General features: G+C 66.5%; 30 protein-coding genes. 18 read left to right on the top strand and 12 right to left on the bottom strand.

The window, feature by feature from the left end; genetic code table 11:
* The first annotated feature begins 23 nt into the window (after positions 1-23).
* Together HYG95_RS06440 and HYG95_RS06435 are read left to right on the top strand one after the other, a co-directional pair.
* Complete coding sequence (locus HYG95_RS06440; RefSeq protein ID WP_181697076.1) at positions 24-353, top strand: hypothetical protein; 330 nt, start codon at positions 24-26, stop codon at positions 351-353.
* Complete coding sequence (locus HYG95_RS06435) at positions 350-1141, top strand: hypothetical protein (RefSeq protein WP_181697075.1); 792 nt, start codon at positions 350-352, stop codon at positions 1139-1141. Before HYG95_RS06440 ends, HYG95_RS06435 begins: the two co-directional genes overlap by 4 nt.
* Positions 1142-1225: 84 nt before the next feature.
* Here the strand turns inward: HYG95_RS06435 and HYG95_RS06430 are convergent, their stop codons facing one another.
* The 4 genes from HYG95_RS06430 to HYG95_RS25105 all read right to left on the bottom strand — a co-directional run bounded on the left by HYG95_RS06430 (position 1226) and on the right by HYG95_RS25105 (position 4666).
* The gene (locus HYG95_RS06430; protein ID WP_220139149.1) at positions 1226-1498 is read right to left on the bottom strand and encodes a hypothetical protein; all 273 of its coding nucleotides are present in this window, start codon (positions 1496-1498) and stop codon (positions 1226-1228) included.
* Between the two features lie 222 nt (positions 1499-1720).
* Positions 1721-2287, bottom strand: coding sequence for a hypothetical protein (locus tag HYG95_RS06425; RefSeq protein ID WP_181697074.1), 567 nt, complete (start codon positions 2285-2287; stop codon positions 1721-1723).
* A 195-nt stretch (positions 2288-2482) separates the two neighbouring features.
* Positions 2483-2830, bottom strand: a complete 348-nt coding sequence (locus HYG95_RS06420) for a hypothetical protein (RefSeq protein ID WP_220139148.1) — start codon at positions 2828-2830, stop codon at positions 2483-2485.
* 1140 nt (positions 2831-3970) lie between these two features.
* Entirely contained in the window at positions 3971-4666 is a 696-nt protein-coding gene (locus HYG95_RS25105) for a TetR/AcrR family transcriptional regulator (RefSeq protein WP_220139147.1), read from the bottom strand.
* Between the two features lie 80 nt (positions 4667-4746).
* Between HYG95_RS25105 and HYG95_RS06410 the strand changes: the two genes are divergently transcribed.
* The 4 genes from HYG95_RS06410 to HYG95_RS06395 all read left to right on the top strand — a co-directional run bounded on the left by HYG95_RS06410 (position 4747) and on the right by HYG95_RS06395 (position 7991).
* Positions 4747-5652, top strand: a complete 906-nt coding sequence (locus tag HYG95_RS06410) for an alpha/beta fold hydrolase (protein ID WP_181697073.1) — start codon at positions 4747-4749, stop codon at positions 5650-5652.
* A 221-nt stretch (positions 5653-5873) separates the two neighbouring features.
* Entirely contained in the window at positions 5874-6653 is a 780-nt protein-coding gene (locus HYG95_RS06405) for an aspartate/glutamate racemase family protein (RefSeq protein WP_255495029.1), read from the top strand.
* Between the two features lie 550 nt (positions 6654-7203).
* Entirely contained in the window at positions 7204-7746 is a 543-nt protein-coding gene (locus HYG95_RS06400) for a hypothetical protein (RefSeq protein WP_181697072.1), read from the top strand.
* A complete protein-coding gene (locus HYG95_RS06395) occupies positions 7746-7991 on the top strand; it encodes a hypothetical protein (protein WP_181697071.1) in 246 nt (81 codons plus the stop codon). Before HYG95_RS06400 ends, HYG95_RS06395 begins: the two co-directional genes overlap by 1 nt.
* Positions 7992-8347: 356 nt before the next feature.
* Here the strand turns inward: HYG95_RS06395 and HYG95_RS06390 are convergent, their stop codons facing one another.
* Positions 8348-9178, bottom strand: a complete 831-nt coding sequence (locus tag HYG95_RS06390; RefSeq protein ID WP_181697070.1) for an SAM-dependent methyltransferase — start codon at positions 9176-9178, stop codon at positions 8348-8350.
* A gap of 148 nt (positions 9179-9326) precedes the next feature.
* Here HYG95_RS06390 and HYG95_RS06385 point away from each other — a divergent pair, with 148 nt between their 5' ends.
* Positions 9327-10907: a serine/threonine-protein kinase gene (locus tag HYG95_RS06385; RefSeq protein WP_181697069.1), complete on the top strand. Its 1581-nt coding sequence runs from the start codon at positions 9327-9329 to the stop codon at positions 10905-10907.
* On the top strand, positions 10904-12103 hold the full coding sequence (locus HYG95_RS06380) for a hypothetical protein (RefSeq protein ID WP_181697068.1): 1200 nt from the start codon (positions 10904-10906) through the stop codon (positions 12101-12103). Before HYG95_RS06385 ends, HYG95_RS06380 begins: the two co-directional genes overlap by 4 nt.
* Position 12104: 1 nt before the next feature.
* Here the strand turns inward: HYG95_RS06380 and HYG95_RS06375 are convergent, their stop codons facing one another.
* A complete protein-coding gene (locus HYG95_RS06375) occupies positions 12105-12596 on the bottom strand; it encodes a glutathione peroxidase (protein WP_356982984.1) in 492 nt (163 codons plus the stop codon).
* 162 nt (positions 12597-12758) lie between these two features.
* Between HYG95_RS06375 and HYG95_RS06370 the strand changes: the two genes are divergently transcribed.
* Complete coding sequence (locus HYG95_RS06370; RefSeq protein ID WP_181697066.1) at positions 12759-14246, top strand: FAD-dependent oxidoreductase; 1488 nt, start codon at positions 12759-12761, stop codon at positions 14244-14246.
* A gap of 144 nt (positions 14247-14390) precedes the next feature.
* Positions 14391-15980: a GMC family oxidoreductase N-terminal domain-containing protein gene (locus tag HYG95_RS06365; RefSeq protein WP_181697065.1), complete on the top strand. Its 1590-nt coding sequence runs from the start codon at positions 14391-14393 to the stop codon at positions 15978-15980.
* A 43-nt stretch (positions 15981-16023) separates the two neighbouring features.
* Here HYG95_RS06365 and HYG95_RS06360 read toward each other — a convergent pair whose 3' ends face one another.
* Positions 16024-16368 (bottom strand): DoxX family protein, encoded by a 345-nt coding sequence (locus HYG95_RS06360; RefSeq protein ID WP_181697064.1) that lies wholly within the window; start codon positions 16366-16368, stop codon positions 16024-16026.
* A gap of 112 nt (positions 16369-16480) precedes the next feature.
* Here HYG95_RS06360 and HYG95_RS06355 point away from each other — a divergent pair, with 112 nt between their 5' ends.
* Positions 16481-17335: a sigma-70 family RNA polymerase sigma factor gene (locus HYG95_RS06355; protein WP_181697063.1), complete on the top strand. Its 855-nt coding sequence runs from the start codon at positions 16481-16483 to the stop codon at positions 17333-17335.
* A gap of 54 nt (positions 17336-17389) precedes the next feature.
* On the opposite strand, the gene HYG95_RS06350 is transcribed toward HYG95_RS06355, so the two are convergent.
* Positions 17390-17866 carry an HAD-IIIC family phosphatase gene (locus HYG95_RS06350; RefSeq protein WP_181697062.1) on the bottom strand — a complete coding sequence of 159 codons (477 nt, stop codon included), beginning with the start codon at positions 17864-17866 and terminating at the stop codon, positions 17390-17392.
* Positions 17867-18078: 212 nt separating this feature from the next.
* Here HYG95_RS06350 and HYG95_RS06345 point away from each other — a divergent pair, with 212 nt between their 5' ends.
* The gene (locus HYG95_RS06345; RefSeq protein WP_181697061.1) at positions 18079-19302 is read left to right on the top strand and encodes a CdaR family transcriptional regulator; all 1224 of its coding nucleotides are present in this window, start codon (positions 18079-18081) and stop codon (positions 19300-19302) included.
* Positions 19303-19362: 60 nt separating this feature from the next.
* On the opposite strand, the gene HYG95_RS06340 is transcribed toward HYG95_RS06345, so the two are convergent.
* Positions 19363-20538 carry a triacylglycerol lipase gene (locus tag HYG95_RS06340; RefSeq protein ID WP_067489443.1) on the bottom strand — a complete coding sequence of 392 codons (1176 nt, stop codon included), beginning with the start codon at positions 20536-20538 and terminating at the stop codon, positions 19363-19365.
* A gap of 306 nt (positions 20539-20844) precedes the next feature.
* Positions 20845-22188 carry a lipase family protein gene (locus HYG95_RS06335; RefSeq protein WP_181697060.1) on the bottom strand — a complete coding sequence of 448 codons (1344 nt, stop codon included), beginning with the start codon at positions 22186-22188 and terminating at the stop codon, positions 20845-20847.
* A gap of 338 nt (positions 22189-22526) precedes the next feature.
* On the opposite strand from HYG95_RS06335, the gene HYG95_RS06330 reads away from it, so the two are divergent.
* From HYG95_RS06330 to HYG95_RS06315, 4 genes are all read left to right on the top strand, one after another.
* Positions 22527-22778 carry a hypothetical protein gene (locus HYG95_RS06330; protein WP_067638753.1) on the top strand — a complete coding sequence of 84 codons (252 nt, stop codon included), beginning with the start codon at positions 22527-22529 and terminating at the stop codon, positions 22776-22778.
* Positions 22779-22845: 67 nt separating this feature from the next.
* On the top strand, positions 22846-23325 hold the full coding sequence (locus tag HYG95_RS06325) for a DUF2599 domain-containing protein (protein WP_181697059.1): 480 nt from the start codon (positions 22846-22848) through the stop codon (positions 23323-23325).
* Positions 23326-23358: 33 nt separating this feature from the next.
* On the top strand, positions 23359-24015 hold the full coding sequence (locus tag HYG95_RS06320) for an SDR family oxidoreductase (protein ID WP_181697058.1): 657 nt from the start codon (positions 23359-23361) through the stop codon (positions 24013-24015).
* Between the two features lie 348 nt (positions 24016-24363).
* A complete protein-coding gene (locus HYG95_RS06315; protein WP_067638759.1) occupies positions 24364-24603 on the top strand; it encodes a hypothetical protein in 240 nt (79 codons plus the stop codon).
* Positions 24604-24660: 57 nt separating this feature from the next.
* On the opposite strand, the gene HYG95_RS06310 is transcribed toward HYG95_RS06315, so the two are convergent.
* Positions 24661-25545, bottom strand: a complete 885-nt coding sequence (locus tag HYG95_RS06310; protein ID WP_181697057.1) for a helix-turn-helix transcriptional regulator — start codon at positions 25543-25545, stop codon at positions 24661-24663.
* An 18-nt stretch (positions 25546-25563) separates the two neighbouring features.
* Entirely contained in the window at positions 25564-25797 is a 234-nt protein-coding gene (locus HYG95_RS06305; RefSeq protein WP_370465698.1) for a DUF397 domain-containing protein, read from the bottom strand.
* Positions 25798-26148: 351 nt separating this feature from the next.
* Here HYG95_RS06305 and HYG95_RS06300 point away from each other — a divergent pair, with 351 nt between their 5' ends.
* A complete protein-coding gene (locus tag HYG95_RS06300; RefSeq protein WP_067638762.1) occupies positions 26149-26382 on the top strand; it encodes a hypothetical protein in 234 nt (77 codons plus the stop codon).
* 89 nt (positions 26383-26471) lie between these two features.
* On the top strand, positions 26472-26906 hold the full coding sequence (locus tag HYG95_RS06295) for a CBS domain-containing protein (RefSeq protein WP_181697056.1): 435 nt from the start codon (positions 26472-26474) through the stop codon (positions 26904-26906).
* Positions 26907-26908: the final 2 nt, after the last annotated feature.

Below are 26908 nucleotides of genomic sequence, written 5' to 3'. Positions count from 1 at the left end.
GACGGAAGCGGGGCGGAATCGCGATGCGGGATTTGGCACCGACGTCACTGTGGCATCTTCCTGACTCCGAACTCGACAACGATTCCCTGTTCTGGCGATGGGCGACTCTCAGCGGCGCAGTGCTGTTCTTCGTCGAGTTCCTGTGGTTTCTGACTGTATGGAACATGCTCGGCTTCGACCGGGTAGTAGCGGCGGTGGCGGTCACGGCGGGATCCGCACTGGCGCCGCCCGTTGTGCTGACGGTCGGGCGGCACAGGCACCGAGTACACGCCATGCTGGTTGGTGGAACCGCTATGAGTCTGCTGTGGCTGCTGGTGCTGCTCATCGTCGTCGGCTTGGTAGGCCACCTATGAACAAGTTGCCGCGACCGCGGTCGGGCTGGTTCGGCCCGCCGACGCTCGCCGCCCTGTCTATCGCATTGTTCGTGTACTCGGTGCTGCTGCTGATCCCGTACCTGATAGCTCTCTGGTTGGTGCTGTGCCCGCTCCAGTTGCTGACCGGATTGGGACTGCTCGCCTTCGGCGGAACCAAACGCCAGGTGGGCGTTGGCCTACTTATTCGCCACACTGATCGCGGTAGTGACCCTGGTCGCCTATGGCGCGCTCGCGCCCTCACCGTGAGGAGGGTCGACGATGAAGTTGCCCCAAGAACGCATTCTCTCCGCAACGGTTACTTCGTGAGGTGGAAGACTTCCGCAGTGGACATGCGTAGAGTGCGGTCTCGTGCCGAGCGGTCGGGCGGGTACCGCCGCGTTCTGGAAACCCGGGAACCCGAAACCCTGCCGGATAGGTTGCGTGAGCTCGCTGTCGACACGGTTCGGCCGGTGCGGCTGTGGACCGCACGAAATCCGAACACCCCACCGGATGCCCTGGCTCTCTTAGTGATTGATCAAGACGAACACGTTCGGTGGAATGCGATCCTCGACCCTGGCGTGCCGACCGACGCGCTGCGCCCTGCTGCGGAGCTCGAGGCCAGAATGTATGGAGACGCGTCCATTTTGTTCCGCGAGTTGGTTGCTCATCACCCGAATGTCAGCGATGAATTGCGTGCTGAGTTGATCGAGGCCGGAACGTGCCGTCGCCCTCGGAGGTGTCCGAAGCCGTGGTTCTACCGCAACTTCTTCGAAGCTGCCCGACCCTGAGCGCGGCAGCAGCGGCAATCAGTTGGGGAGCGCCTAAAGCACGCTCATCGACATGAGCGCTGATAGTCGCAACGTCCGCAGCCCCTACTGGACGAGCGGTCGCTGATGCCCGCATTGCAGCTCAGCACCGGATTGATCGCGGACAAGAGCGAGCGCGCCCGACCAGACTTCCAGGTCCCCTCCTGGGAACCACGAGACATCGAAATGCGCCCCGCACATGGACTCGGAGTATTCGCTCTCGTTGAACTCGACCGTGAACGCTTCCTTGGGGCGCATCCAATAGTCCTCGCCGAGAGGCTCCAGCCACATCGTGATCATCTTGTCGTCGAATGGATTCGTCAGTCTGAGCTTGAGCATGCGGGAAGCGTAGTGCAGTCCGAGTCCTTTGCTTATCGGCAGTTGAGCGCGTTCGTCCCCACGACCCTCGCTATGCACGCCCAGCGGCATGCCAGGACATCTCGACCGTGTCATCGCCTAGCGTCCCGGAACAAAACTCGCATCGCCGGTTGATCGGCGTCAAGACTGGCCGGTCACCGGGAAGGCGGTCCTTGTCGACCCTTGATTGATATAGACGATCCCTCAGCGTTGCCCATCGGAATGCTTGGTACGGGCGCCCAGGAGCCGTGCCTGCTCGCCTTTCAAGAACATGAACCGGTCCCGGGTGTACTCACGAAGTTCGCGCCCAGGGAAGGGAATCAGCGATAGGTGGTCCTCATAGTCTCCCTGTGCCCAGCCCGCCGCGGTGATTTCGTATCCAGAGGTGTGCGCGCAAAGTTCGAGCAGGACACGCGGCATCTCCTTCTCGATGAGCAGGTCGGCTTTGGTCACCACCACATCGCGCATCGCCTGGATGTTCGGTATGAAGACCGCTGTTGCCCACGTACGCCATTCGGCGAGCTCGCCCTCGGTCGGCGGGATATCGTGGCGAAAGGGGTCACGACCATCGGGCCGAACGTATTTCGCCGAAAAGGTGTCATAGACCCGGGTGTTGGCTTCCATCAGTGCGAACAAGGGCCCGTAGAAGTCGCTCAGCTGAAGATTCACCCTCGTCAACCGGGCCTGTCTCTGAGCCAGCCGCACGCTGTTGAGATATGTCGCTAGGTAGCCGACAAACGCCAACGCGACGGTCGTGATCAAGGCAGCCATACGGGTGATCGTAGGCCGGATCGCCCGATAAGACACGAACTCTGTTGGTAGTCAGCGGGTTTCGTCATCTGTCAGCCATCCGCCAGCGCGGACTCGCGTACCTCCCTAGCGGGGCTAAGGCGATCTGACACGCCGTAATCGGCTGTTGAGCGCGTTCGCCGGCCGACGCTGCATCAGCTTGTATGCGATGGGATTTCATGTGCCCGAGGCCATGTAGGCGGCGAGGATGTAGTTGGCGTGCCGGTCGAGGTCGTTTCGAGCGCGGTCGTAGCGCATCGTGTGGGGGTCGGCGTGGCGCGCGGCGATCTGCACATCGCGTAGATCGACACCGGCATCGAGCAGGTCGTGACGAAGGTGTGGCGCAGCATATGCGGATGCATGTGAGGCGGGCCGAACCACCGTGACTGCGGCCAGGGCGCGTAGACGCTTTGTGGCGCAGTGGCGATCCATACGTCGGCCGCGGGTGTTGAGCAGGATCGGCCCGAGGTCACGGTCGGCGATCGCGCGGTCGATACCGCGTCCGACCGCGCAATACGAGGTCATCGTCAGTGAAGGCGACGTCGATGTCAGCTGAAGTACTCATGGATAGCGATGCCCACGCGCAGACGGCTACGGCTACCGGACAGCCGGAGTCGATCTCGTTTTCATCGATCGCGTAACGCTCGGGTTGCGGCTTGAGCGGACATGTAGATCAGCGACGGCCATACAATACATCCGGCAGGGCGCGGGCGAACTTGCGTTGCAACCGGCGAAGTGTACGAACAGTCTCCTCGTCCCGGAGCCCGGTGGTGATCGACCACTCCACGCCAGAACGAAAACATCGCTCGCGAAGACGAACTCGGTCGCCAACAATGCGCGCCGCCAATCTCGCGCACTCAGCACTTCTCTCGCCTCCAACGCCAAACGCAATCGCCGCTCCTGTTCGAGTAGGTCGGCCACGCTTTCGAAGTCCATCGCGATCGCTAGATTCTCACTGCAGTTCGCCGGGCCGGACCACTCTCCTAGACCCCACCACAGCAGTCGGCGCTCGTCGGTCGATAGTTCAATCTCTACAAGGTCATCTGGTTCCACCGGTTAAGGGTGAACTTCCTGCACCGGAACGGCCAAAACGCACGATAATCGGCATGTGCGTACGTTCGCCTCGCGCGATCATGGCAAGAGGCGCTGCATCTCGCGGGTGGTTGCCGGTCAGGACAGGACAGGCGGCACGTCGCGCCGGATCACCCGAAGCTGAGCTGCTGCGATCACTCCTGGAAAGTAGTAATGGCCCTCCGGTGACAACACAAGATCATCGGTCCGGATTCCGCGGACTTCCCACACGTCCACGGGTCCTCCGGTGTTGTTCATGCGTACGAACCAGTCACACTCGAAGTCGTTGAGCGCAAGGAAGCAGCCGGCCTGCTCGGGTCGGTGGCTTCCGGCAATCCCCCGCGCTGCGCCCATACGCCGCCAGTCCAAACCGAATCTCGCGATGGAGGCGCGGTTCAAGACTGACGTCACGTGATAAGACGGCGGCACTCGCCGACCATAGCAACCGCCAGCCGGGCGTTGATCACCGCGACAAACACTGCACCTGCCGATTACGGGCAAGCCTTCTGGTCGATCGCTGCCGCCAGGGTCGTCGTCGCGGTCGTCGTGATGGCGCTACCAGCGCATCGCGTCCAAGACGCTTAGGCGTTGCGGTCAGTCCGGTCTGAGCAACCCCTGGAGCACTCGGCGCAGCACGAGTTCGAACATGTCATCCGGTGCGTCTCCGTCGCGGCCCGATTCCTCTAGTGCTGCCGCGAGAAGCCGGTGGCCGCCTTGCTCGGCGGTCTTGTGGAGATAGGCCGCCTGGGAGATGCGCCGCGACCGGTCCGCGGTCCGGTCACCCACCTCGGCGCGAGCGAACTGTTGTGCGAGTGCGTTCAACACCGCGATTACCTGTAGTTTCACCGGCCCCGGCACGTCGATGCCCGCCATGGCCCGCAGCGCGCACTCGAGGTAGGCGATCCCGCGTGGTCCCACCCGCAAGGGCTCGACAGGGATGTCCAATAGCCACGGATAGCTGACGTGGGCGGTCTTCGCGCGGACCGCCAAGGCTATGAGGTCGTCGATCACCGCACCACTGGGTGCCATGTCGAGATCGATCTGGCCGGCAGCGAAATCGACCATGAGGTCGAGTACATCGTCACGACCCGACACGTAGCGGTACAGCGCCGACTGGCTCACGCCGAGTTTCTCGGCGATCCGACGAGTGGAGACAGCGGCCAGACCACCCTGGTCGGCCAGTTCGATCGCGGCGGCCGTGAGATCGTCGCGGCTGTGCGCCGGAGCCGGCCCGCGCCTGCCTTCCGCGCGTTCCCACACCGTCGGCGTCACCTTCGCGGACTGCGCCACTCGTTGTACCCCCTATCGCCCGGTGTCCGTCATGCCCTATCTTAAACTGCGTTCACTGATCACAGTTTGGGAGGTTCGAGATGTCACCCGATGCGAAATGGGGACCGCGACGATGGGCGCACAACGGAGCGGTACGCCTGTCGTTCGACGAGTTCATGCCACACGCAGGCGGAGAACCGTTGCTTATCGCCACCGGGCTTGGCGCGAACCGGCACTGGCTTCCCGACGGGTTCTGCGCGCAATTGGCCGAATTCGGTTTCGCCGTAGCGCGATACGACCAGCGTGACGGCGGTGAATCGACACATCTGCCACCCACGGCAGTGCGGAACCCGATCACCGCGCTGCTGGCTCGGCGCGGTTCGGCCTACACCGCCGAAGATATGGCCGACGATGCCGTGGCGGTGCTCGACGAACTGGGCTGGCGTTCGGCGCATGTGCTCGGCGTCTCCCTCGGTGGTGCGGTCGCCCAGCGGGTCGCCCTTCGACACCCCGCCCGCGTACGCACCCTCACCTCGGTCGATGCCATCCCGGGGGATGTCATCGGACTGCGCGCACTGCGCTACATCCGGCTGGGCACGCTCGCGAAGTTCGCCCGGGTGAAGTTTCCCGACACCCGAGCGGGCGCGACCGATGCGGGCGTCGCGGTGGCGAAACTCCTCGCCTCTCCCCGTCACGAATTCGACGAGGCGGCCGTGCGCGCCCGACTGGAACACAACCCCGACAGCGGAATTCACGACCGGGAGGCACAGAGCCGGCAGATCGGGGCCCAGTGGAGCGGGCCGGCGATCACCGAGATCACGCGGCCGACCCTGGTCGTGCACGGCGAAGACGATCCGCTGATCAAAACCAATGCCGCTCATGCCATCGCGTCCCGGATTTCCGGCTCTCGGCTGCTCCTTCTTCCCCGAGTCGGACACGACCTACCCGAACACGCATGGAAACCACTGGCAGCCGCAGTCCGGGAACTCGCGGACACCAACGACTGAACCACCCTCACGCACAGAATGCCGAACCACATCCTGGCGGCACTCGCGTCCACCATCATCGTTTCCGGAACGAGCATTGCTGGCAGAGAACGGTACCGGCGTTCCCGACGTCAACCTCCGACTGCCTTCCGGCTCGAACAGGCTGAAAACCGGGTCCTCCTCCAGCGGCTCCGAAAGGTAGCGGAGCGGTCCGCAGCGCGGTGGGCCGAAACGGGTTCATTATGAACGCTATTCGGGAAATGGACGGCGCTATTCGTGCTGACAAGGAGCAACGTATGAGACACGTCGGGATCTTGGCGCACAGTATCGAAGGAGCGTCGCTGTGCTTGCGGACCCTCTCCCAGGAGGGCGCCCGCGAACTCGGACCGCACCAGCACGCAGATGTGACCCTGGACTGCATCGCCATGGGCCGCAGCATGCCCGCCTGGGAAGCCGGCGACCACAGTGCGATTCGAAAGACATTGGCTACCAGCGTCGACCGCCTCGCCAAGGCCGGGGCAGAGTTCTTCGTCTGCCCCGACAACACCGCGCATATGGCCCTGGAGTCCGCCGGCGACAACCTGACCCTGCCGGGCCTCCACATCGCGGAAATCGTCGCGGAAAAGGCGGCTGCGGAAGGCTACCAGCGAGTTGGAGTGCTAGGTACCAAGTACACGATGACCAGCCCGATGTACCCGCGCGTATTCGCGGCCAAAGGGATCGCCGCCGAGATCCCCGACTCCGACGAACGCCGCTCGATCGACGACATCATCTTCACCGAACTCTGTGAAGGAGTGTTCACCACCGCATCCCGGCAGCGCTACCTCGATATCATCAACCGGCTGCACGGTCTGGGCTGCGACGCCGTCGCTCTGGGCTGCACCGAGATCCCCCTGTTGATAACCCCGGACGTATCCCCTCTACCCACACTGGATTCCACCCGCCTGCTCGCCGAGGCCGCCCACCAGGTCGCCGCCGGGACACGCCCGCTTCCAACCTGGCACGGCGGTCCCCTCGACTGAGTCGCATGGTCATCGCCCGTACGCGGTGGTGTCGCTCCAGCCGACAGACGCTGGCTGTACGATTTCGTCCGACGAGCTCCCCACCACCAGAAACGAACCATCAGCGAACGTGCCCCCAGCCAGGGGCTTCTGCGGCAAATCCGTGCGAATCCCGCTCGGCTGTACATTGACCGCGGAGTACACCGTCTTCGGTGTCAATCCCCGGCTCAACAACCAGTTCGAAGTAGACCCCATCACGAACTCCACGCTCTCCATCCGTCGATGAGCACGCTACTGTGACGCTCCGACACGCAGGACAGACAGCCGCGAGTGGGCCGAGCTCTTGGGAGAAGACCACTTCAACACCGTGGAATCGGCAAGAGCAGACATTCGACTGTCTGACAAGCCCTAGCTGCGCATCGAAGACGATCCGTCGAGGAGCGGCGATGTTGTCGTCTCGAACCCGATCCTGGTATCCAGGCGGCGCTGGTACCCGGATGGGTGGCTATGCCTATGACGATGGGGACAGTAGACTAGCCATGGCTCCGTTCAGGGGTCCGTTGGGGGAACGATGACCGCAGCATTCTTCGCCGCGTTGGCCGGCCTGGTCGGAGTCATGATCGGGCGCTTGTGGGACACACGATCCGAATCGACTCGCTGGCGTCGTGATCAGAAGACTGCTAGTTATCAGCGTGTCATCGAACAGTTCCAAGTCACCTATGAAGCGGTTCGTGTCGTTGCCCTGACCGGCGCTGATGCCGCGTCGTTCCAAGCCCTCGTCGAGCACACTCGTTCAGGCGGGTTCGCGGCGTGGGATAGCGCAGTCGCCGCCGTGTGGCTCCACGGGTCTACCGATGTTGTCGTCGCGGTTACCCAACTGGACGAAGCTCTCGGCGCCCTGTTCACCGCCGCGACCGACCGCCGAATCCAGGACCGCACCGAGTGGAATCAGGCGCGCGAGCCGGCCGGAGCCGCATTCGAACAATTCGTCAGCGCGGCACGCAGTGAACTAGACCTGCCGCCAGTGCCTGTACGAGTGTTTCACTCGACACAGATGACTCCTACAACCGCGCACCAACCCGCGGAGATCAACGAACAGCGAGGAGCCTATTGATGACCGCCGCACTGCTGGCGGCGTCAGCTGCTGTGGTCGGCATTGTGATCGGCCGCTTCTGGGACCAGCGTGCCGAAATCACCCGCTGGCAACGGGATAAACGCGCCGACAGCTACCAGCAACTCACCGGCGCCTTCCGCACCAGCTACGACACCATTCAACAGATTGCGCTGGCCGACACACCGGATGATCACATCGCAACGGTCGATAACCACGTCTGGCACGAAGCGCTCTGTAGTGTCTGAATTTACGGCACTCCAGAGGCTGTGCTGGCCGCCGCCCGCCTCGACAGGATCCTTACCTAGACGTTTACCGCCGCGAAGAACCGTCAACATAGCGCAAGCGAATGGGCAGTGGCTCGTGTGCCTGCCCGTCACGGATTCGAGCAATTCCTCGCCACTATCCGCGCTGAGGTCTCCCGCCAGGCGATACCCTCCACGTTCTACGACAACATATCTTCGATCGAACCACGCTAATTATTCGGCGAGGCATCAAATTCCGTTAGTTCAGCCTGCCGACAGCCACGCGACCAGATGCGCCGGACAGGCATGGGGCTGGTTGATCACCGAGCCGGCCCGCTCCCGCCAATGTCGCCAGATCGCTAGCGCTTCTGGCCGACGCCGCCGAGGATGCAGTGGCGGACGTCGGAAAGGGGGGTGAGGTGGGGGCCGTCGGGCCACCAGTCGTCGCAGCGGACGAGGCCGGGTTCGATCAGGGTGGTGGTGCCGAACATGGCCTGGATTTCGGTGCGGGTGCGGAAGCGGCCGCTGCCCATGGGGCTGTGGATGAACTTCTCTTCCATCTTCTTGGCCAGTTCGCTGTAGTCCGGGGTTTCGGGGTCGTGGAAGTGGGCGATGGCGACGAAGGAGCCCGCGGGGAGGGCGTCGATGTAGGTCTGCATCAGGGTGGGGGCGTCTTCACCGAGGTAGTGGTGCAGGGTGCCGATGTGGAACAGCCCGATCGGGCGGGTGAAGTCGAGTTCTGTCCGCACGGTCTCGTTGCCGAGCACATCGAGGGGCGCGAAGATGTCGGCCTCGGCGATGTGGGTGCGGCTGTTGCTCGCCAGTAGTGCTTTCGCGTGCGTCAGCACCGACGGGTCGTTGTCGACATAGACCACGTGCGATTCGGGATTCACCCGCTGCACCACCTGATGGGTGTTTTCCGCCGTGGGTAATCCCGAGCCGAGATCGAGGTATTGGTCGATCCCCATTCTGGCGAGGAAGCGGCACACGCGGATGAGGAAATCGCGGTTGGCCCAGGCCAGATCGTTCACCTGCGGCGCGACGGTGCGGACCTGGGCCAGCACGGCGCGGTCGACCTCGTAGTTGTCCTTGCCGTTGAGGGCGGCGTCGTACACGCGAGCGATACTCGCCCGAGTCGTATCGACTCCGACGGGCACGGAGCTGGGGTATGCGGCAGAAGCGTGCGACATCGGATTCCTCCGTGATTTCGGACGGGTGCCTTTCCGAAATCAGCCTAGATGATCTATTCGCTTGGTAGGGAACGTATCTCGACGGCGCGGTGGCGGGGTCCTGGGCGTCGGCCTCCGAGGTGGCGGTCCCTGAGCTAGGTTTGCAGGCATGCACGAGCTCAGGGCCGGGGACATGTTCGCCGGTTATCGGATCGAGCGGGTGCTCGGGTCGGGTGGGATGGGCAGTGTGTACGCGGCCGGGCACCCCCGGTTGCCGCGCCTGGTCGCGCTGAAATTGCTGCATTCCTCGTTCGCGGCGGATCCAGTTTTCCGCGGGCGGTTCGAGCGGGAGGCGGAGCTGGCGGGGCGGCTCGACCACCCGAATATCGTCGCCGTGCACGACCGGGGCAGCGACGGCGGACGGTTGTGGATCGCGATGCAGTACGTGGCGGGGTCCGACGCGGAAACCGTGTTGCGGACGGGGCCGGTGGCGCCGGAGCACGCGCTGCACATCGCGCGGTCGACGGCGGCGGCACTCGACTACGCGCACGCGGCGGGATTGCTGCACCGCGATGTGAAACCGGCGAATATCCTGCTGCGCGAAGGTGTTCCGGGGTCACAGCAGGTGTTGCTCACGGACTTCGGTATCGCCAAGGCGGTTGACGAGGCCACCGCGCTGACCCAGACCGGCGCGGTGGTGGCGACCCTGCGTTACGCCGCACCAGAGCACCTCGACGGGCGGGCGGCCGGTCCGCGCGCGGACCAGTATTCCCTCGCCTGCACGCTGTTCCACCTGCTGACCGGACAGCCGCCCTACACCGCGACTACGGCGGGCGCACTGATCGGCGCACACTTGATGCAGCCGGTGCCGAGGGTTACCGAACGGGCGCCGGGCCTGCCGCCTGCGATGGATTCCGTCTTCGCCAGGGCGCTGGCGAAGGATCCTGGACAGCGGTTCGCCACCTGTACCGAGATGGTCGACGCCGCACAAGCAGCACTCATTCATGGGGTCGCCCCGTCAACCGATCCGAGTGCACAAAAGCGTCCCTATTTCAGCGGTACACCACTCGACGAAAACTCCGCACCGCATCTCCCCACACCCTTCCGTGATACCGGCACCACCCCGTTTGTCGGCGCACAACACTCTCCCCTGCCGACCGGCTCGAGCGCGTCTCCCGGCACATCCAGGCGAGCGCGCGTCGGATGGTCCGCCGCCGCGTTCGCGGTGATCGCCGCCGTCGTTGCCGGAGTCCTCTGGTCATCCCGCGATACCACCGGCACCACCACACCTCCCAGCACCACCACCGCCGCGCCGACGACAACCACAACGGACTCCTGGGCGGCAGGTCGCCCCATCATCGCCCTGTTCCCCGAGCTGCTCCCGGCCGGTCCGGACAGCACCGGATATCGGGACCTGCGGTGCAGTTTCGCGACGAAGAATCCGGATGCCCTGTGGGACAACGGGTTCAACTGCACCGACCGGGAGAAGCTGGAAGTGCAGGTGCTCGCCTACCCCGACGCCGCGACGGCCGACCGGTATGTCGCCTCCCTGCCGAACGGCGCGAACGAACAGGTGCGGTCGCGGTACGGCAGGCCGGTGACCGTGCGGAAATTCAACGGGTCCGACGGGCCGTGGCTGCTGGTGCAGTTCGACGCCGCACCTCATTCGAGCGTGTTACTTCAGGTGTACTGGCCAGGGCACACCCATCAGGAGATGATCGACCAATGGCTCGCCACCGCACCACTGTGACAACACGCGTCGCCCTCGGCGCGCTCGCCACCCTCCTCACCGGCTGCGCGACCGTCTCCGGCACCGCGACTCCCGGCGAACTCGACGTGCGCGGCCTCGACGTGGGCAGCTACACGACCACGCCCGCCGATGTGGAGATCGGACGCACTGCGGCGGACGGCCCGATCCTCGAAGGGTTGCGGATGGGCGGCGCGGTGGTGTTTCCCCAGGATCTCGATCCGGCGCTCACCTACAACTGGGGCACCGACGTGCTCGACACCCCGCGCCGCGTGGTCGACACATCGGCCGCCTCGAACGTCAATCTGCCCACGCTGGAACGACATCGGATGATCGTCGCGTTCGATATCGCCCAGGGCAGCCGGGCTTTCGACAAGAACGTGCCCGCCATCGACACCGACGCGAAGGTGACCCGGGTGGTCCTGATGCGGTTCCCCGGGAAGAGCACGGCCGCCGATGCCGCACGCGATCTGGCCGCGACCGATTTCGCGGTGAGCCCGGACAACCGGCCGGTGCCGATTCCGGGATACCCCGGCGCACACGCACATTGGCGGCCGGGCATCAAGACGATCGGCGCGCTCTTCGCGCACGGTGAGATCGTGGTCAGCCTGTTCCTGCAGCACCCGACCCCCGATGTGGACGCGCTGGCCCGCCGGGTGGCCCAGGTCCTCGACGCGCAGGTGCCGCTACTCGATGAGTTCACCCCGACCGCGCCCGAACAGCTCGCCGATCTGCCCCGCGACCCCGACGACCTGTTGCGCCGCACCCTGATTCCCGGTCCGCCGAACCAGCGCATCGCCATCTCCTCACGCGAATACGCGGCGTGGACCGGCCGCGCCAGCAGGCACTACCGGGCGAGCGAACCGGCCGAACTGGCCGCCGCATGGGATCGGGGTGGCGTCGACAGCGTCGCCCACTCCTACACCACCACCCTGTTCCACTTCCGGGACCAGGCGGGCGCAAGCGCCTTCGGCACGACCTGGCGCGACACACTCAGCGACGCCGCGCGGGAGATCCCGGGGCCGGACGCGGTGCCCGGTGCGTATTGCGCCGAGCGCCGGGCGTCCGGCAGCGCGCCCGCGGTGACTCGCTGCTACGTGAGTTACCGGAATTACGGCGGGTTCGTGAGCGGGCCGGAAGCGGGAACCGTGCGCAAGCAGGCGGCAGCGCAGTACGCGCTGCTCGCCAACGCGCAGTAACTCAGAGCTGGGCTTCGACCGACCGCACGACCTCGGGGTCGTCCGGGGTGGTGCGGGGACGGAACCGCGCGGCCACCGAGCCGTCGCGGGCGATGAGGAACTTTTCGAAGTTCCACTGCACGTCACCGGCCGCACCCTCGGCGTCGGGCGTCTCGGTGAGCACCTGGTACAGCGGGTGCCGGTCGTCGCCGTTCACCGAGGTCTTCGCCAGCAGCGGGAAGTCGACACCGTAGGTGACCGAGCAGAATTCCTGGATCTCCTCGGCGCTGCCGGGTTCCTGGCCCATGAACTGGTTGCACGGCACACCGATCACGGTGAAACCGCGCTCGCCGTAGCTCTTCTGCAGTTCGACCAGGCCGCTGTACTGCGGGGTCAGCCCGCATTTCGAGGCCACGTTCACCAGCAGCACGGCCTTGTCGCCGGCCAGTTCGCCCAGCGTGGTCGGCTCGCCGGCCAAGGTCTCTACCGCGATGTCCCGAATGTTCGCGCTCACGTGTGCACCACCAGATTCTTCTCGACGTGGGTTCGATCGCCACCGTACCGGAGCCGCGGGCCGAATTCCGTGTCCCGCTGGACGGGAATTCTGTAACACGTTCTTGTTTTGTGGGCGTCCACGCGGCACCATTTCGGTACACACCCACCATCGGAGGCAGCCGTGACCGACAACAGCCCGCGTACCGACACCGTCCGGCCTCTGCGCGAGAACGCCGTCGACCAGTGGGATTTCGAGGTCGACGTGGTCGTCGCCGGCTACGGCATCGCGGGGGTGTGTGCCGCCATCGAAGCCGCGCGCGCGGGCGCGAAGGTGCTGATCCTGGAACGCACCGGCGGCTGGGGTGGGGCCGCCGCGCTGGCGGGCGGCTTCGTCTACCTCGGCGGCGGGACCGCGCTGCAGCGTGCGCTCGGCTTCGACGACACCCCCGAGAACATGGCCACCTTCCTGACCGCCGCGCTCGGCCCCGGTGTCGATGCCGCCAAGATCGCCGACTACTGCGCGGGCAGTGTCGAACACTACGACTGGCTGGTGAACTGTGGTGTGCCGTTCAAGGAGGAGTTCTGGGGCGAGCCGGGCTGGGAGCCGCCCCACGACGAGGGCCTGATGTATTCCGGCGGCGAGAACGCGGCGCCGTTCCTCGACATCGCCAAACCCGCACCGCGCGGGCATGTTCCGCAGCTGGCGAACAAGAAGATCGGCGAACGCAGCGGCGGCTACATGCTGATGAAGCCACTGGCCGACACCGTTGCCGAGCTCGGTGTCGCCGTCGAATACGACACGCGCATCCGGCGGCTGATCGTCGATGCCGACGACCGGGTTGTCGGCCTCCTCGCGACCCGGTTCGGTAAGCCGGTCACGGTCCGGGCTGCCCGCGGTGTGGTCCTGGCGACCGGCAGTTTCGCTTACGACACCGAGATGATCGATCGCTACACCCCGCAGCTGAGCGGACGCCCCGGCGCGGCCATCGAAGAGCACGACGGCATCGGCATCCGGTTGGCGCAGGCACTCGGCGCCGAACTGGCCCACATGGACGCCAGCGAGGTCGCGATCTTCGGTGACCCACAGATGATGGCGCGCGGCATCCTCGTCAACGGACGCGGACAGCGCTACATCGCCGAGGACACCTACCCCGGCCGGATCGGACAGGCCACCCTGCTGCGGCAGGAGAACCAGGCCTTCCTGATCCTCGACGAACGTTCCCTCGAGGAGGCGCTCGCCACCGAGAGTTCGACCCCGTTCTTCCGGTTCCCGCCCAAGTGGGTCGCCGAGTCGGTCGCCGAACTCGAGGCCGAGATGGCTCTGCCGGAGCAGGCGCTGCAGACGACGGTCGCCACCTACAACCGGCACGCCGCCAACGGCAGCGATCCCCTGCTCGGCAAGAAGCCCGAGTGGGTGCGCCCGATCGAGGGCTCGCTGGCCGGGTTCGATCTGCGCGGTTTCACCGCCGGATTCACCCTCGGTGGGCTGCGCACCGACCTGGATTCGCGGGTGCTGCATGTGAGCGGCGAGCCGATTCCGGGGCTGTTCGCCGCCGGTCGGTGCACGTCAGGGCTGTGCGCGGGCGGTTATGTCAGCGGCGCATCGCTCGGTGACGGCAGTTTCTACGGTCGCCGCGCGGGTCGTGCCGCGGCGGCCGGGACCTACTGAGTCCCACCGCACGCCGACTGTCAGTACGCTGCTTGCAGCACCCGGCCCGACGCCGAGTCAGGCTGTGCTCGCGGTGTTTTCACGCGGGCCCCGGGTGTATCCGTGTTGGCTACGACAGATGCAGTGCAGGATCGGAGTTGGACAGTGCAAGCAGGTGGGACGTCCGCGGATTACGTGATCGTCGGCTCCGGGTCAGCGGGGGCGGTGCTCGCGAACAGGCTCAGCGCCGACGCGGGCACCACGGTCGTACTGTTGGAGGCGGGGCCCGCCGACGACGACAAGTTCGCCCATATTCCGGCGGCGTTCTCGAAACTGTTCCGCAGCGAACGGGATTGGGACTACTCCACCGAACCGCAGGCCGCGCTCGGTGACCGCCGGATCTACTGGCCGCGCGGCAAGACCTTCGGCGGCTCGTCGTCGATGAACGCGATGATGTGGGTGCGCGGTTTCCGCGCCGACTACGAGGAATGGGGGCTGCTGGCGGGCGAGAAGTGGAACTTCGCTTCGGCCGTCGAACAGTTCCGCAAGATCGAGAAGGTGCAGGACGCGCAGTTCCCCGACGAGGGTGCGAAGGGGCCGCTGCACGTGCAGCGCCAGCGCAGTCCGCGTGCCTCCACCCACGCCTTCCTCGAGGCGGCCCGGCAGGCGGGGCACAAACTCGAGGCCGCGAATCGTCCGGCGCCCGAAGGTTTCACCCAGACGATGGTGACCCAGCGCGACGGCAGGCGCTGGAGCACCGCCGACGCCTACCTGCGGCCCGCGATGAAGCGCGCCAACCTCACCGTGCGGGCCGAGGCCCTGGCCACCCGGGTGCTGTTCGAGGGCACCAAGGCCACCGGGGTCGAGTTCCTGCACGAGGGGCAGACCCATGTGGTGACCGCCGCGAAGGAAGTCATCCTGTGCGGCGGCGCGGTGAACAGCCCACAGCTGCTGCAGCTTTCGGGTATCGGTGACCGTGAACAGCTCACCGAGCACGGCATCGATGTGGTCGCCCACTCCCCCGAGGTCGGCGCCAACCTGCAGGACCACCTGATCGCCGCGCTCGGCTACAGCGTGGAGTCCGATTCGCTGTACACCGCCGAGAAGCCGCTGGAACTGCTGAACTACGTGGTGCGGCACCGGGGCATGCTCACCTCCAATGTCGGCGAGGCGTACGGCTTCGTGCGCAGCGAACCCGAGCTCGAGCACCCCGACCTCGAGCTGATCTACGCGCCCGCGCCGTTCTATCACGAGGGTCTCGTCGAGGCGACCGAGCATGGTGTGGTCCTCGGGTCCATCCTGTTGCGTCCGCGCAGCCGTGGCCGGATCGGTCTGGCCTCGGCCGACCCGACGGCCAAGCCGGTGATCGATCCGCGCTACCTGTCCGACCCCGACGGCGCCGACCTGGCCGCGCTGACCGCCGGTCTGCGGGTGTGCGCCGGGCTCGCGGGCCAGCCGGCGCTCAAGAGCACGCTCGGGCCGCTGATCTACCCGCCGCAGGCACCCGACGATCTCGAGGCCACGATCGCGCTGACCATCGAGAAGTTCTCGCACACCCTGTACCACCCGGTCGGCACCTGCCGGATGGGCACCGACGCCGCCAGCGTCGTCGGCCCGGATCTGAAGGTGCGCGGGGTCGAAGGTCTGCGCGTGGCCGACGCCTCGGTGATGCCGTTGATCATCCGTGGGCACACCAACGCGCCGGCGATCTTCATCGGCGAACAGGCCGCCGACTTCATCCTGGCGAGCGCCTGAGACGACGGTGGTGGCGCGCCGGCACGGCACGCCACCACCGCTCTCACGCCACGGCCAGCGCCAGCGAGGCGCCCGCGAGCAGCAGATACGGCAGCGGATAGGCCACGTGCGAGTAGCAGCGGGTGAGCAGCACGGTGATCTCGGCGCCGATGAAGTACAGCACCAGCCCGGCCGCGGCGGCTACGGCCAGTGGCCGGTAGGCCAGCCCCGCGAGCAGACCGATACCGCCCGCGGCCTTGATGACGGCCAGCGGTGGCAGCGCCCAGGTGGGCAGCCCGTACTCGCGCATGTTCTCGCGCACCCAGTCGGCGCGGAACACGTCGATTCCCGAGGCGAGCAGAGCGGCCAGCGCGGCGAGCACGGTGACGACGACATAAGCGGTGTTCATGGATTCCTCCGTTTTCGGCGGACGAGCGCCTCTGCCACAGTGGAGACAGCACGGCGACGACGGCGGAGTGCCGTCTTTCCCGGTGACGACCGGCGAACCAGAAAGGTGACCGATGCGCGCGGATTCGCTCGCGCTGATGTTCGAGCAGCGCCGTGACCGGCTGCGCCGTCTCGCGCACCGGATGCTCGGTGCCACCGCCGAGGCCGAGGACGTGGTGCAGGAGGCGTGGTTGCGCCTGGCGAGGACCGACGCGGTGATCGCCGACCTGGACGGCTGGCTCACCACCGTCGTGTCCCGGCTGTGCCTCGATCTGTTGCGGGCCCGTGCGCGCCGCCCCGAGACCCACGCCGACGAAGTGGAACTCCCGACCACCGATGCCGGTCCGGAAGCCGAAGCGCTACAAACCGATTCGGTGGAGCGTGCGGTACTGGTGGTGCTCGACGCGCTGGGTCCGGAGGAACGGGTGGCGTTCGTGTTGCACGACCTGTTCGCGGTCCCGTTCGCCGAGATCGCGCCGATACTCGGGCGCACCCCCGCGACGACCAAGAAGCTCGCCAGCCGGGCCCGGCACCGGGTCAACGCACCGGCCGCGATGAGCACGGCCGACCTCGTCGAGCAGCGCGCGGCCGTTGCCGCGTTCCTGCGGGCCGCCCGCGGCGGTGACCTCGTCGCGCTGCTCGAGATTCTCGCGCCCGACGTGGTCCGCACCGCCGATCCGGCGGCGCTCACACCGGGGATGGCCGCGGTGGTCCGCGGCGCCCGTGCGGTGGCCGAGGGCGCGGTCGCGCTGCGGCAACGCTCGCGCGAGGCGGTCCTGGTTCTCGTCGACGGCAGGCCCGGCCTGGTGCTGGAACGGGCGGGCAGGCCGGTCTTCGTGCTGACCTTCCAGGTGCGCGAGGGCCGGATCGCGGCCTACGACGTGTCCGCGACTCCGGAGCGGTTCACGCTGTCGCTGCTGACCTCATGATTCCGGCAGTCGATGCACGTTTGCCGTCAGTGCGAAGTCCCGGATTTGCGCTGGTCAGAAGGCCGGAACCCGCTCGAACCCCAGTGGCGGTGTCGGCATCGGACCCGAACGCAGGTCGTGCCGGAAGTCGGGAAGCAGCGGCAGCATGTCGACATTGCGTGCCGCGTAGCAGCGCACCATCGGCAGCGAGCGCGAGACCTCGGCGCGCTCGACGGGTTCGGCGTCGATGAACGCCATGCCCTCGAGCCCGAGCCCAAGGGTGCCCGCGATCCGCACGATCGCGGCCGATTTGCGTCCCCAGCCGATCTCGACCGCCGAGAACATGTCGTGGAGCCCGTGCCGATACAGCGTGCGCATGGTGCGTGCGCGGTCGCCGCGGGCCGCGACGGCATGCAGCACGCCGCGGTCGCTCAGCATCGTCAACGTGCGCAACGCCGGTGGGCGTGGCGCGGCGCTGGTCCCGTCGTGGACCACACCGTCCCACAGGGTTTCGTCCAGTTCCCAGACCAGACAACGGACGGCAGGTCGCATGGTGGTGCCCCTATCGGTTCGTTCCGGCGCGCTGAACTCTACAACCTGTGATGCCACCGGGACCACCCTTGTGACCGCCCACCAACATCGGGTGGTGGACACGCGAACGTCACCCAGAACCCGGCGTTTCATTCCGGATCGGGCCTGCCTTGGCTAGGGTGAACAGGCTGGACAGCGGGGGGACAGCCGAAATCAGGCGAAGGGAACTTCAGATGTCCGTACACAATCCACCACGACAATCGCTCACGATCTCGGGGCGGCCGATGTCGTCTCCCCTCAAAGACGTCCGGGCGTTGTCACGGCAGATGGTAGGACATTTCGTCGAAAACGTCGCCCCGTGCGGCACGCTGCCGGGCGACGCGATCACCGGCGACGTCACGACCATCACCCGCATCTGCCTGGAATTCGCGGTCAGCATGCTCGACGGCCGCGACATACCGAGCACCTTGCAGCGACTGCAGGACGCCGCCAGCGGCTGGGCCCGCGAGGGCGTGCCGATCGACACCATCCACCACTCCATCGCCGAGGGCTTCAAGATGGGCCTGGACCTGGTGGTCTCGAGCGCGTCGGTGAAGGACTACGACAACCTCGTCGACGGCGTGAAGATGGTGATGGAAATGCTCGACACCATCACCTGCCAGGTCTCGCTGGCCTATGTGCGCGAATTGCGCGGTGTGGTCAGCGAGCATCACACGGCGGTGCACACCCTCACCTCCGCGCTGCTCGGCGGGCACAGCACCTCGACCATGGCCCGCGAATGCGGCATCGCCATCGCCGAGCAGTACGCCGTGCTCGCGCTGTCCATTCCGCCGCACCGCGAAGAGGCGAACCCGGCCCTCGATCAGAAGGTGGTGGCCCGGCGCAAGCTGCGCCGCGTGCAGGCCGAGCTGGCCAAGCGCTGCGGTGATACCGCGCTGTCGTTGCTCAGTGTCGACGGCGGCACCGTACTCATCCCCGCCGACACCTTCGACCGCGACGGCCTCACCGCTCTGGTCGCTCAGCTCTCCCAGGCCGCACAGGTCGGCATCACGGCCGCGCTGGTCGAGACGAGCACCACCGGCATTCCCGATGCAGCCGATCAGGCCCACGAACTGCTCGACATGGTCCAGCGCCTCGAGGTCACCTCGGGGCTGTACCGCTTCGACGAACTCGCGCTCGAATACCAGCTCACCCGGCCGGGGCCGGGTCGCGAATTCCTCGGCTCGCTGCTCGACCCGCTCGACCAGTTCCCCGAACTGCTGGAAACCCTGCAGCGCCATATCGCCAACAACCTCAACCGGCAGCGCACCGCGCGGGTGTTGCACGTGCACACCAACACCGTCGACTACCGACTCAAGCGCATCGGTCAGCTCACCGGTTTCGACCCCACCCAGCCGTCGGGACTGTGGTACCTGCGTTCGGCACTGGTCGCGCGCAGCTACCGCACCACCGTCTGATCCACGAAAAAGGCGCTGCCCGGAGATGATTCCCCGGGCAGCGCCCGTTTTCACTCGGGGTCAGAGGCTGCCGCCACCGCCGACCAGCCAGGGGTTGAAGGTGCACACGATCTGATGACCGGGGTCGATGGCGTTGAGCGCGATCGACAGGGCGCGCGGCGAGTACATCATCGTGAGATGGTCGGAGACGTCCTGCTCACAGCCTTCCTGCAGGGTGATGTTGCGGACGGTGGAGCCCGGGCCCTGCTTCAGGAAGGTCAGATCGTAGGGGTTGGTGACCTCGTCGTACCGGGTGCCGACGATGGTGTAGTCGATGCCGGGGACGGTGTCGCCGTTGGCGTTGAGCTGGTTGACGAAGTCCGAACCGATGGTCTGCTGGATACCGGCGTGCCCGACGAAGATCTCGATGAAGCCGAGGATGTCGATACCCAGGTTGTTGATCATGCGGCCCAGGGCGCCGATGCCGTCGAGGCTGGTGCCGTGGTGGGTGGCACCGTAGGTGATCAGGTTCTTCACCTTGTCGGCACCGCCGTCGAACTTGGTGTACCAGTTCGACATCGAACCACCCTGCGAGTGGGCGACGATGTCGACTTCGTCGGCACCGGTGGCCGCGAGCACCCGGTCGACGAACAGGGCCAGCTGATCGGCCGAGTCCTGGATGTAGCCGGTGCCCATCACGCCGGGCAGCACCGAACCGAGACCGCCACCTTCGATCAGGTTGGAGCGACCGTAGTTGAAGGTGAAGGTGCACAGCCCGGCGTTCTTGAACTCCGGGCCCATGAACGCGTAACCGTTGTAGGCGTTCATCCAGGTGCCGTGCACCATGACCAGCGGGCGGTCGCCGTCGGCGGGCTTGCAGTTCCAGTCGTTGGCGCCGGGAGGCGCCGCGTCACCGTTGCCCAGGCCGTAGGCGAAGGCCGCGAGGAACGAGGTCTGGGCCGGGCCGACGCCGACGGTGTCGCTGGAGTAGCCGCCCGAGGAACCCGAGCTGGAGCCCGAGCCGCCATAGCAGTCGCCGGAGCCGTTGCCCGAGCCGGTGCCGCTACCGGAGTTGCAGGCCGAGCCGCTGGGGCCGGCCACCGAGCGGCCCGCGGCGATGATCTCGGCGAGAGCCTGTTCGGTCGGCGCGTCGTTGGGGGCCGCGCCTGCCCCTGGGCCGGTGAGCGCCACGGCGAGCGCGCTGACGCCGGTGAGCATCGCTGTCTGCAGCGTGCGTCGGCGACTGGGAGATTTCATCGTTGGCGTATCTTCCTGTGCGATTCGATAATTCGTGTCCCCTTTTTCGATCGGGAATACGAATGGCTTGTCGAAACCGCACCGAACATAAGCCCGGGAATTCACGGCATTTCGTTTCTCCGTGGTGTTCTGGGTAGTTCACCACCCGTCCACGACGGGCCCCATGACGGCACACAGGAACTTTTCCCCACGACGATCCCGCAGGTCGGGACGCCAAACTGGCGAAATAGTGATACTTCCCAGAACATTCGGCCGTTCACACTGACCGAGCACTGAAACACCGACATTTCGGCCGGAAAAAGGGCCTCAGCATTCGCTGTGCGCGGGAATCCCCCGTAGCCGCTCGTCGAGCCACAGCATCGCCTCCGGATATCCCGTCACCGCACCGACGATGTGCTCGCCCAGCACCCCGCGATACACCGCCGTCGCGCCCAGTTCGCACTGTTCCTGATAGAGATTGCGCGCACCCTCGGCCGGGATCCAGAACTCCTGCTCCCCGTTGTAGACGTAGAGCGGTGTGGCCGAACGCATTCCCTCCATCCGGGTGACCTCGTAGATCCGGGCGGCCAGGTCCGAGTGCAGTGGGTCGGCGATATTGGCGCCGACATCGATGGGCAGGTGCAGGATGCCGGGCAGCGCGAAGATGCTCACGCACTGGTCCTTCATCGCCGAGGTCGCCACCCAGCGGCCGAGATTGTTCATGGCGGCCAGGATTTCGGGCCGCTCGCGCCCGACCGCGAGGGTCGCTGCCATGAAGATGCCCGAAGCCAGATTGGCGTTCATGCTGCGCGCGAGGATCTCGAAGTCAGCGGGCACGCCGCCGAGGGCGGCACCGACGATCACCTCGGCCAATTCCGGTGCGTAGGAGGCGATCAGCTTCGCGGCGCCGTGCGTGGCGATGGCACCGCCGGAGTATCCCGTCATCGCGAACGGGCTGGCACCGTAGGTGTGCGGCTCGACATTCCTGGTGGCCCGGATCGCGTCCAGCACTGCGTGTCCGGCGACATACGGTTCGGCGTAAGCCATTCGGGGGCCCTGATGGTCGGGGATCAGCACCGCGTATCCGCGGAGCACCGCCAGCTGGGTGGTCGGTGGCAGGAACTCGGTGGCGCTCGATTTCGGCGAAAGCCCGTGTGTGAACGTGTAACCGGGCGTGCAGGACAGGCCGAGCGCGTCGATGGGCAGGTTGTTCACCAACACCGGGCGGTCGCCGGGACCGGTCCACTCGGTGGCGGGCACGATCAGTGTCGCGGTCGCGAACGACGGGCCACCGTGGGCGTCGGAGGTGCGGAACTTGAGCAGATGCGCGGACCGCACGGGAACCAGGGTCAGCGGGCCCGCGACGGCGGTGATGTCGCGTACCTCGACGAGGTCGCCCGGCGCCAGCTCGGCCAGGCCGTCGGGCCAGTGATCGAAGGTGGGATCGCCCACGGGAGAGGGCATTACGGCCGCCCGCAACGCGGCGAGCTCGGCGGCGGGGTCGGTGTCCGCACCGGACGGGATCGGCGAAGGCAGCACCTGATCGATCCAGCGTTGCAGATCGGGCAGGATTCCCGGCGCGGCCGGGGGCAGAGGTTCGGCGGTTGCGGTGCCGACGGCGAGCGGACACAACAGCAGTAGCGAACAGAGCAGGACACGCACAGATCTCATGGCACTCACACGCCTTCGGGTGGCACATCGGACTCGTGACCTGACACCCGGCGATGCGGTACTCGAAGCCGCGGCGAAACCTCCCCTGCGCGCCGTCGTCAGTGTTCTCACGGTACGTCCCACCGCATCGGCGCACGGCCGTCGTTCCCGACTCGTGCACGCCCCGCGTCCGGATCGCAACAACCGCGCGTACTCGATACTTCGGAGAAAGTACCGGCTCCGGACCAGGCGGTTTGTGAATTCTCCAGCCGCGTCCGGAACATGTTCTCCTTCATGGTCGAGCGCCCTACCGTCGAGTAGCAAGGCGCCCACCAGCGCCGGGGCAGAAGGAGCACGCCATGATTCCCATCGACGCGAACATTGCCGCCGCCGGTCACCCCCTCGACCACACCGACATACCGACGCGGCGGATCACCGTCTACTTCGATGGCCCGACTCCGCAGGACGCGATGGTCCTCGAATACGCCGCAACCCAGTCCGAGGCTTGGGAATTCACCACCGCCGCTGTGCACGCGGGTCTGCTGGTGACGGTCGACGGACGAGTGGAACCCGGCCTGCGCCGGCTGCCGTGCCGTTCGCTGTGGCACTGAACGCTGGACCGTCGCACTAGGCTGGTGCGGCGGTCGTGTCCCGATCGCAGGGACACAGGAGGCGCGCGTGACACGGTGGCGGTACCCGGTCGCCGTGGCCGTCGCGGCACTGGCCGTGGCCGGTTGCGGTTCGCAGGAAGCCGAGCAGGCCGCGCCGACCACCGCCGCACCGACCACGACCGCCCAGCGCACCGCCGTCACCCTCGCACCGCCGACCACCACGGTCGACCCGTACGCCGGACTGCCGCTCATCGACGAGGTCCGCTGGACGAGCAATGTCGACGGCCCCCGCCTGCTCGTGTTCCCCACCGTGGCGGGTCGCAAGACCGCCGCACCCGGCACCGACGAGACGGCTTGGCAGGAAGTGCTCGCCCTCGACTCCTCCGCCGACTCGCCGGGAATGCGTGACCAGTTCCTGTGCCACTGGGTGTGGGCGAGGATGGTTGCGCCGGACAAGACGAGCTGGAACCTCGAACCGTGGCGACCGGCCGTCGGCTATTCGGCCACGGTCTCGGCGAACTGCAATCCCGGCGGCCCGGAACGCTGAGGTCCGCGCCGCGCGGCGAAAGGAGCACAGGTTATGCGCGTTGTCATCGCAGGCGGACACGGCAAGATCGCCCTGCTACTGGCCGGGCTACTCACCAGGGACGGCCATCAGGTGCACGCCCTCATCCGCGATCCCGCCCAGGCCGCCGACATCACCGCGACCGGCGGCGTCCCCGTGATCCACGACATGGAACGTGACGACCCGACCGATCTCGTCGGCGCCGTCGCCGGGTCGGACGCTGTGGTGTTCGCCGCGGGCGCGGGGCCGGGCAGCGGCGTGGACCGCAAGTACACCGTCGACCTGGGCGGCTCGGTCCAGCTGGCCGACGCGGCAGACCGGGCCGGGGTGCGCCGGTTCGTGCAGATCTCGACGATGGGTGCCGGTCAGCCGCCCGCGCCGGGGACCGACGAGGTGTGGGCCGCCTATATCGATGCCAAGACCAAGGCCGAGGACGATCTGCGGGCGCGCGCGCTGGACTGGACCGTAGTGCGACCGGGCATGCTCACCGACGCCGAGGGCAACGGTCTGATCACGCTGGGACCACCGCCGGTCGGGCGCGCCGAGGTGCCGCGTGCCGATGTGGCCGCGACGCTCGCGTCGATCTTGGTCGCCGACAACACTTTTCGGCGCACCCTCGAGTTGGTTTCGGGGCAGGATCCGATCGAGGCGGCCGTCGCCGCGATTCATTAGCCGAAAATTAACCAGGTCAAGACTTTTCGGGCCGATGGGCGTGCAGGCCGGGTGCTTGGCACCGGCTGCCGCCCACCGGTACGCCGCCGAAGCGCCGGTCACGCCACTGTTCGGCGCGGACGGTGTGCGAATCCGGTGGCGCCGAGCCGGATTCGCCGCCCAGAAGCCGGGGTGAGCACCGAATCGAGACCTAATCGATCGTGCAGATGTGCTTGCATCTGAAAGTGTCTCCGTCCTAAACTCAGGGCCGCAACACAATTCAGGGGATAGTCAGGGGAGGCCGCGAGCGGCACACCTGGGGCTATAGTTGCCTCGGGTTTGCCACTGCCTAGACACAGGGGCGTTCACATGAACCACACCACCGGCCGTTTCGGCCTCGCTGATCGCGCAGCGATCACCCACCCCTCGAGGGAAACCGCGGTCGCTTTCGTCATCGACGCCGTCGAATCCACCGGCGCCGCGACCCGCAACGATTTCGACATCGAGCGCATCGTCACCACGGCCCACGAACTGGCCGACGACTGGGATCTGCAGGTGCTGACCCCGGACACGTTCTGGCGTATCGCATCCGGCTGCATCCGCTACTGAGTCGGCCGGCCGCCGCTTCCGGCGACCGGAAGCGGCGCTGCGGCCCGCCTGGCGTACTCAGGCCCGCTCGGCGTACTCCCGCAGGATCTCGCGCGAGCGGTCCGGGTGCGCGGCCTGCACGCTGAGCTGATCCATCACCGACAGGTACAGCGCGAGATCCTGCCTGCGCTCCAGGTAGAGGGCGCTGGTGAGTTGCTCCAGGTACACGATGTCGGGCAGCTCCGGCTCGGCGAAGCGAAGAATGCTGAACGAACTGCCCGCCGCCGCGTGCCCGCCCGCCGAGTACGGCAGCACCTGCACGGTGACGTTCGGCAGCAAAGACAGTTCGATCAGATGACGCAACTGATTCCGGTGCACCTCGCGCCCACCCACCGGCCGGTGTAGCACGGCCTCGTCGATCACCGCCCACACCACCGGCGGGTCGACCCGCCGCAGCACGTCCTGGCGCAGCTGACGAACCTGCACGCGCCGCTCGGTCTCGGCATCGTCGAGGCCGACGGTGACGATCGCCCGGGTGTACTCCGGGGTCTGCAGCAGGCCGGGTACCAATTGGGTCTCATAGGTGCGGATTTGGCTCGCGGCCTGTTCGAGCCCCAGGTAGGTACTGAACCATGACGGCAGCAGATCGCTGTAGCGGTGCCACCAGCCCGGCTCGTTGGCCTGCCTGGCCAGATCGAAGAACGCCTCACGATCTACGGGGTCGGTGACTCCGTAGAGCGTGAGCAGATCGCGGATATCGCGTTCCTTGAATCCGGTGCGGCCCAGCTCGAGTCGGCTGATCTTGGCGTGGGAGCCGCGGATCGCCTCCCCCGCGGCCTCGCGGGTGATGCCCTTGCTCTCCCGCAACCTACGCAGTTGCCCACCGAGCGCGATGCGCAGCACAGTGGGACCACGGTCGACGATCGGTTGTACACGACCGATCTCGTGGGGTTCAGCCGTCATGACTCGCGATCTTACCGATCAGCAGGTCAAGTCGTCGAACTCTCCGGCCTTGGCGCCGCGGATGAATGCATCGATCTCCGGGCGTGTGTAGTAGATGACCGCGCCACGCGGGTCGCGCGAGTTGCGCACAGCTACCGACCCGTCGGACACGGCGGCAACCTCTACGCAATTGCCGCTGGCGTTGCTGTACGTGCTCTTGCGCCAGGCGTGGTCGGCGGGCCGTTCGCGCTGATCATGGTGCATTGCGGACATGCATTACTCCCTGTTCTCGTGTGATGTCCATCGGAGTGAAAGTTGCAGATGCACGCACAAACGTTCTTGCATCCGCTTCGCGCGATGCGGACATTAACACGCAGCCTGCGGTTGCGCACCGGTCGGTACTTACTCGCGCTCAGGGGACGGGTGGCGTTCGCAAAGTGACGTCCAGTCCCCTGAATTCGCAAGGGCCACAGAGCCATCGGCCGCCGCAACGCCCCGAATGAGATCTCCGATGTGCTTGCATCTGCAATCACCGCGCCCATAGACTCGGGGCAAGATCAACCCCGGGGCCCGCTCGTCAAGAGCTGGGGCAGGCCCGGGCCCACCGGACACGAGGGGCCTGCGATGAGCATTCCGTATCGACCACCCCGCCGGGTCTCGGCCGGCACCGCCGGGCTCGAGCTCCCGCGCAGCCTCGCGGCAGAGGTAGCGCCGGTTTCCGCGTGTAGCGACGAGCCCTACGGGCTCACCTATCGGCAGGCTCGCGAGATGCTGCGTCAACACGACATCCACGGCCCACAGTGCCGCCAATGGCTGGCCGCGGCGGCCTATCTGTCTGCGGGCCTGGACGACGAATAGCGCGGTCGTGACGTCTTCGTGCTGGTCACAGCCGTACAAGCGGGGCATGCTTGGAGACGGACGGTCGGCGCGAGCACAGGTGGCGGCGTATGCGGATTGCGGAGATTCTGCGAAGCAAGGGCACAGCGGTAGCGACAGTGCCACCGGACACCACCGTGCGCGCGCTGCTGACGGTGCTGGCCGACCGCAATATCGGTGCCGTGGTCGTCTCCCCCGACGGCGCGACGATCGAGGGCATCGTGTCCGAACGCGACGTGGTTCGCCGCCTCGCGGTGCACGGCGCCGACCTGCTCGACCGCCCGGTCGCCGAGATCATGACCGCCCGGGTACGCACCTGCGGGCCCGACGACCACGTGTCCTCGCTGCGTGATGTGATGACCGAGCACCGCATCCGGCACATGCCGGTGGTGAGCGAGGACCGGTTGATCGGCATCGTGAGCATCGGTGACGTGGTCAAGAGCGAGATCACGGAGCTGGCCACCGAACGCGAGCAGCTCGTCGACTACCTGCAGGGCCGGTACTGATC

Source organism: Nocardia sp. GTS18, from assembly GCF_013839555.1.
GTDB classification, from domain to species: domain Bacteria; phylum Actinomycetota; class Actinomycetes; order Mycobacteriales; family Mycobacteriaceae; genus Nocardia; species Nocardia rosealba.
Note: the sequence above shows the minus strand (reverse complement) of the source record. Positions and strands in the feature narration are given on the sequence as shown.

Excerpts from the sequence above, each read along its gene's own strand:
- HYG95_RS06440 (WP_181697076.1), top strand. The coding sequence starts at position 24 with ATGCGGGATTTGGCACCGACGTCACTGTGGCATCTTCCTGACTCCGAA.
- HYG95_RS06435 (WP_181697075.1), top strand. The coding sequence starts at position 350 with ATGAACAAGTTGCCGCGACCGCGGTCGGGCTGGTTCGGCCCGCCGACG.
- HYG95_RS06430 (WP_220139149.1), bottom strand. The coding sequence starts at position 1,498 with ATGCTCAAGCTCAGACTGACGAATCCATTCGACGACAAGATGATCACG.
- HYG95_RS06425 (WP_181697074.1), bottom strand. The coding sequence starts at position 2,287 with ATGGCTGCCTTGATCACGACCGTCGCGTTGGCGTTTGTCGGCTACCTA.
- HYG95_RS06420 (WP_220139148.1), bottom strand. The coding sequence starts at position 2,830 with ATGACCTCGTATTGCGCGGTCGGACGCGGTATCGACCGCGCGATCGCC.
- HYG95_RS06410 (WP_181697073.1), top strand. The coding sequence starts at position 4,747 with ATGTCACCCGATGCGAAATGGGGACCGCGACGATGGGCGCACAACGGA.
- HYG95_RS06405 (WP_255495029.1), top strand. The coding sequence starts at position 5,874 with ATGAACGCTATTCGGGAAATGGACGGCGCTATTCGTGCTGACAAGGAG.
- HYG95_RS06400 (WP_181697072.1), top strand. The coding sequence starts at position 7,204 with ATGACCGCAGCATTCTTCGCCGCGTTGGCCGGCCTGGTCGGAGTCATG.
- HYG95_RS06395 (WP_181697071.1), top strand. The coding sequence starts at position 7,746 with ATGACCGCCGCACTGCTGGCGGCGTCAGCTGCTGTGGTCGGCATTGTG.
- HYG95_RS06390 (WP_181697070.1), bottom strand. The coding sequence starts at position 9,178 with ATGTCGCACGCTTCTGCCGCATACCCCAGCTCCGTGCCCGTCGGAGTC.
- HYG95_RS06385 (WP_181697069.1), top strand. The coding sequence starts at position 9,327 with ATGCACGAGCTCAGGGCCGGGGACATGTTCGCCGGTTATCGGATCGAG.
- HYG95_RS06360 (WP_181697064.1), bottom strand. The coding sequence starts at position 16,368 with ATGAACACCGCTTATGTCGTCGTCACCGTGCTCGCCGCGCTGGCCGCT.
- HYG95_RS06355 (WP_181697063.1), top strand. The coding sequence starts at position 16,481 with ATGCGCGCGGATTCGCTCGCGCTGATGTTCGAGCAGCGCCGTGACCGG.
- HYG95_RS06350 (WP_181697062.1), bottom strand. The coding sequence starts at position 17,866 with ATGCGACCTGCCGTCCGTTGTCTGGTCTGGGAACTGGACGAAACCCTG.
- HYG95_RS06345 (WP_181697061.1), top strand. The coding sequence starts at position 18,079 with ATGTCCGTACACAATCCACCACGACAATCGCTCACGATCTCGGGGCGG.
- HYG95_RS06340 (WP_067489443.1), bottom strand. The coding sequence starts at position 20,538 with ATGAAATCTCCCAGTCGCCGACGCACGCTGCAGACAGCGATGCTCACC.
- HYG95_RS06335 (WP_181697060.1), bottom strand. The coding sequence starts at position 22,188 with ATGAGATCTGTGCGTGTCCTGCTCTGTTCGCTACTGCTGTTGTGTCCG.
- HYG95_RS06330 (WP_067638753.1), top strand. The coding sequence starts at position 22,527 with ATGATTCCCATCGACGCGAACATTGCCGCCGCCGGTCACCCCCTCGAC.
- HYG95_RS06320 (WP_181697058.1), top strand. The coding sequence starts at position 23,359 with ATGCGCGTTGTCATCGCAGGCGGACACGGCAAGATCGCCCTGCTACTG.
- HYG95_RS06315 (WP_067638759.1), top strand. The coding sequence starts at position 24,364 with ATGAACCACACCACCGGCCGTTTCGGCCTCGCTGATCGCGCAGCGATC.
- HYG95_RS06310 (WP_181697057.1), bottom strand. The coding sequence starts at position 25,545 with ATGACGGCTGAACCCCACGAGATCGGTCGTGTACAACCGATCGTCGAC.
- HYG95_RS06305 (WP_370465698.1), bottom strand. The coding sequence starts at position 25,797 with ATGTCCGCAATGCACCATGATCAGCGCGAACGGCCCGCCGACCACGCC.
- HYG95_RS06300 (WP_067638762.1), top strand. The coding sequence starts at position 26,149 with ATGAGCATTCCGTATCGACCACCCCGCCGGGTCTCGGCCGGCACCGCC.
- HYG95_RS06295 (WP_181697056.1), top strand. The coding sequence starts at position 26,472 with ATGCGGATTGCGGAGATTCTGCGAAGCAAGGGCACAGCGGTAGCGACA.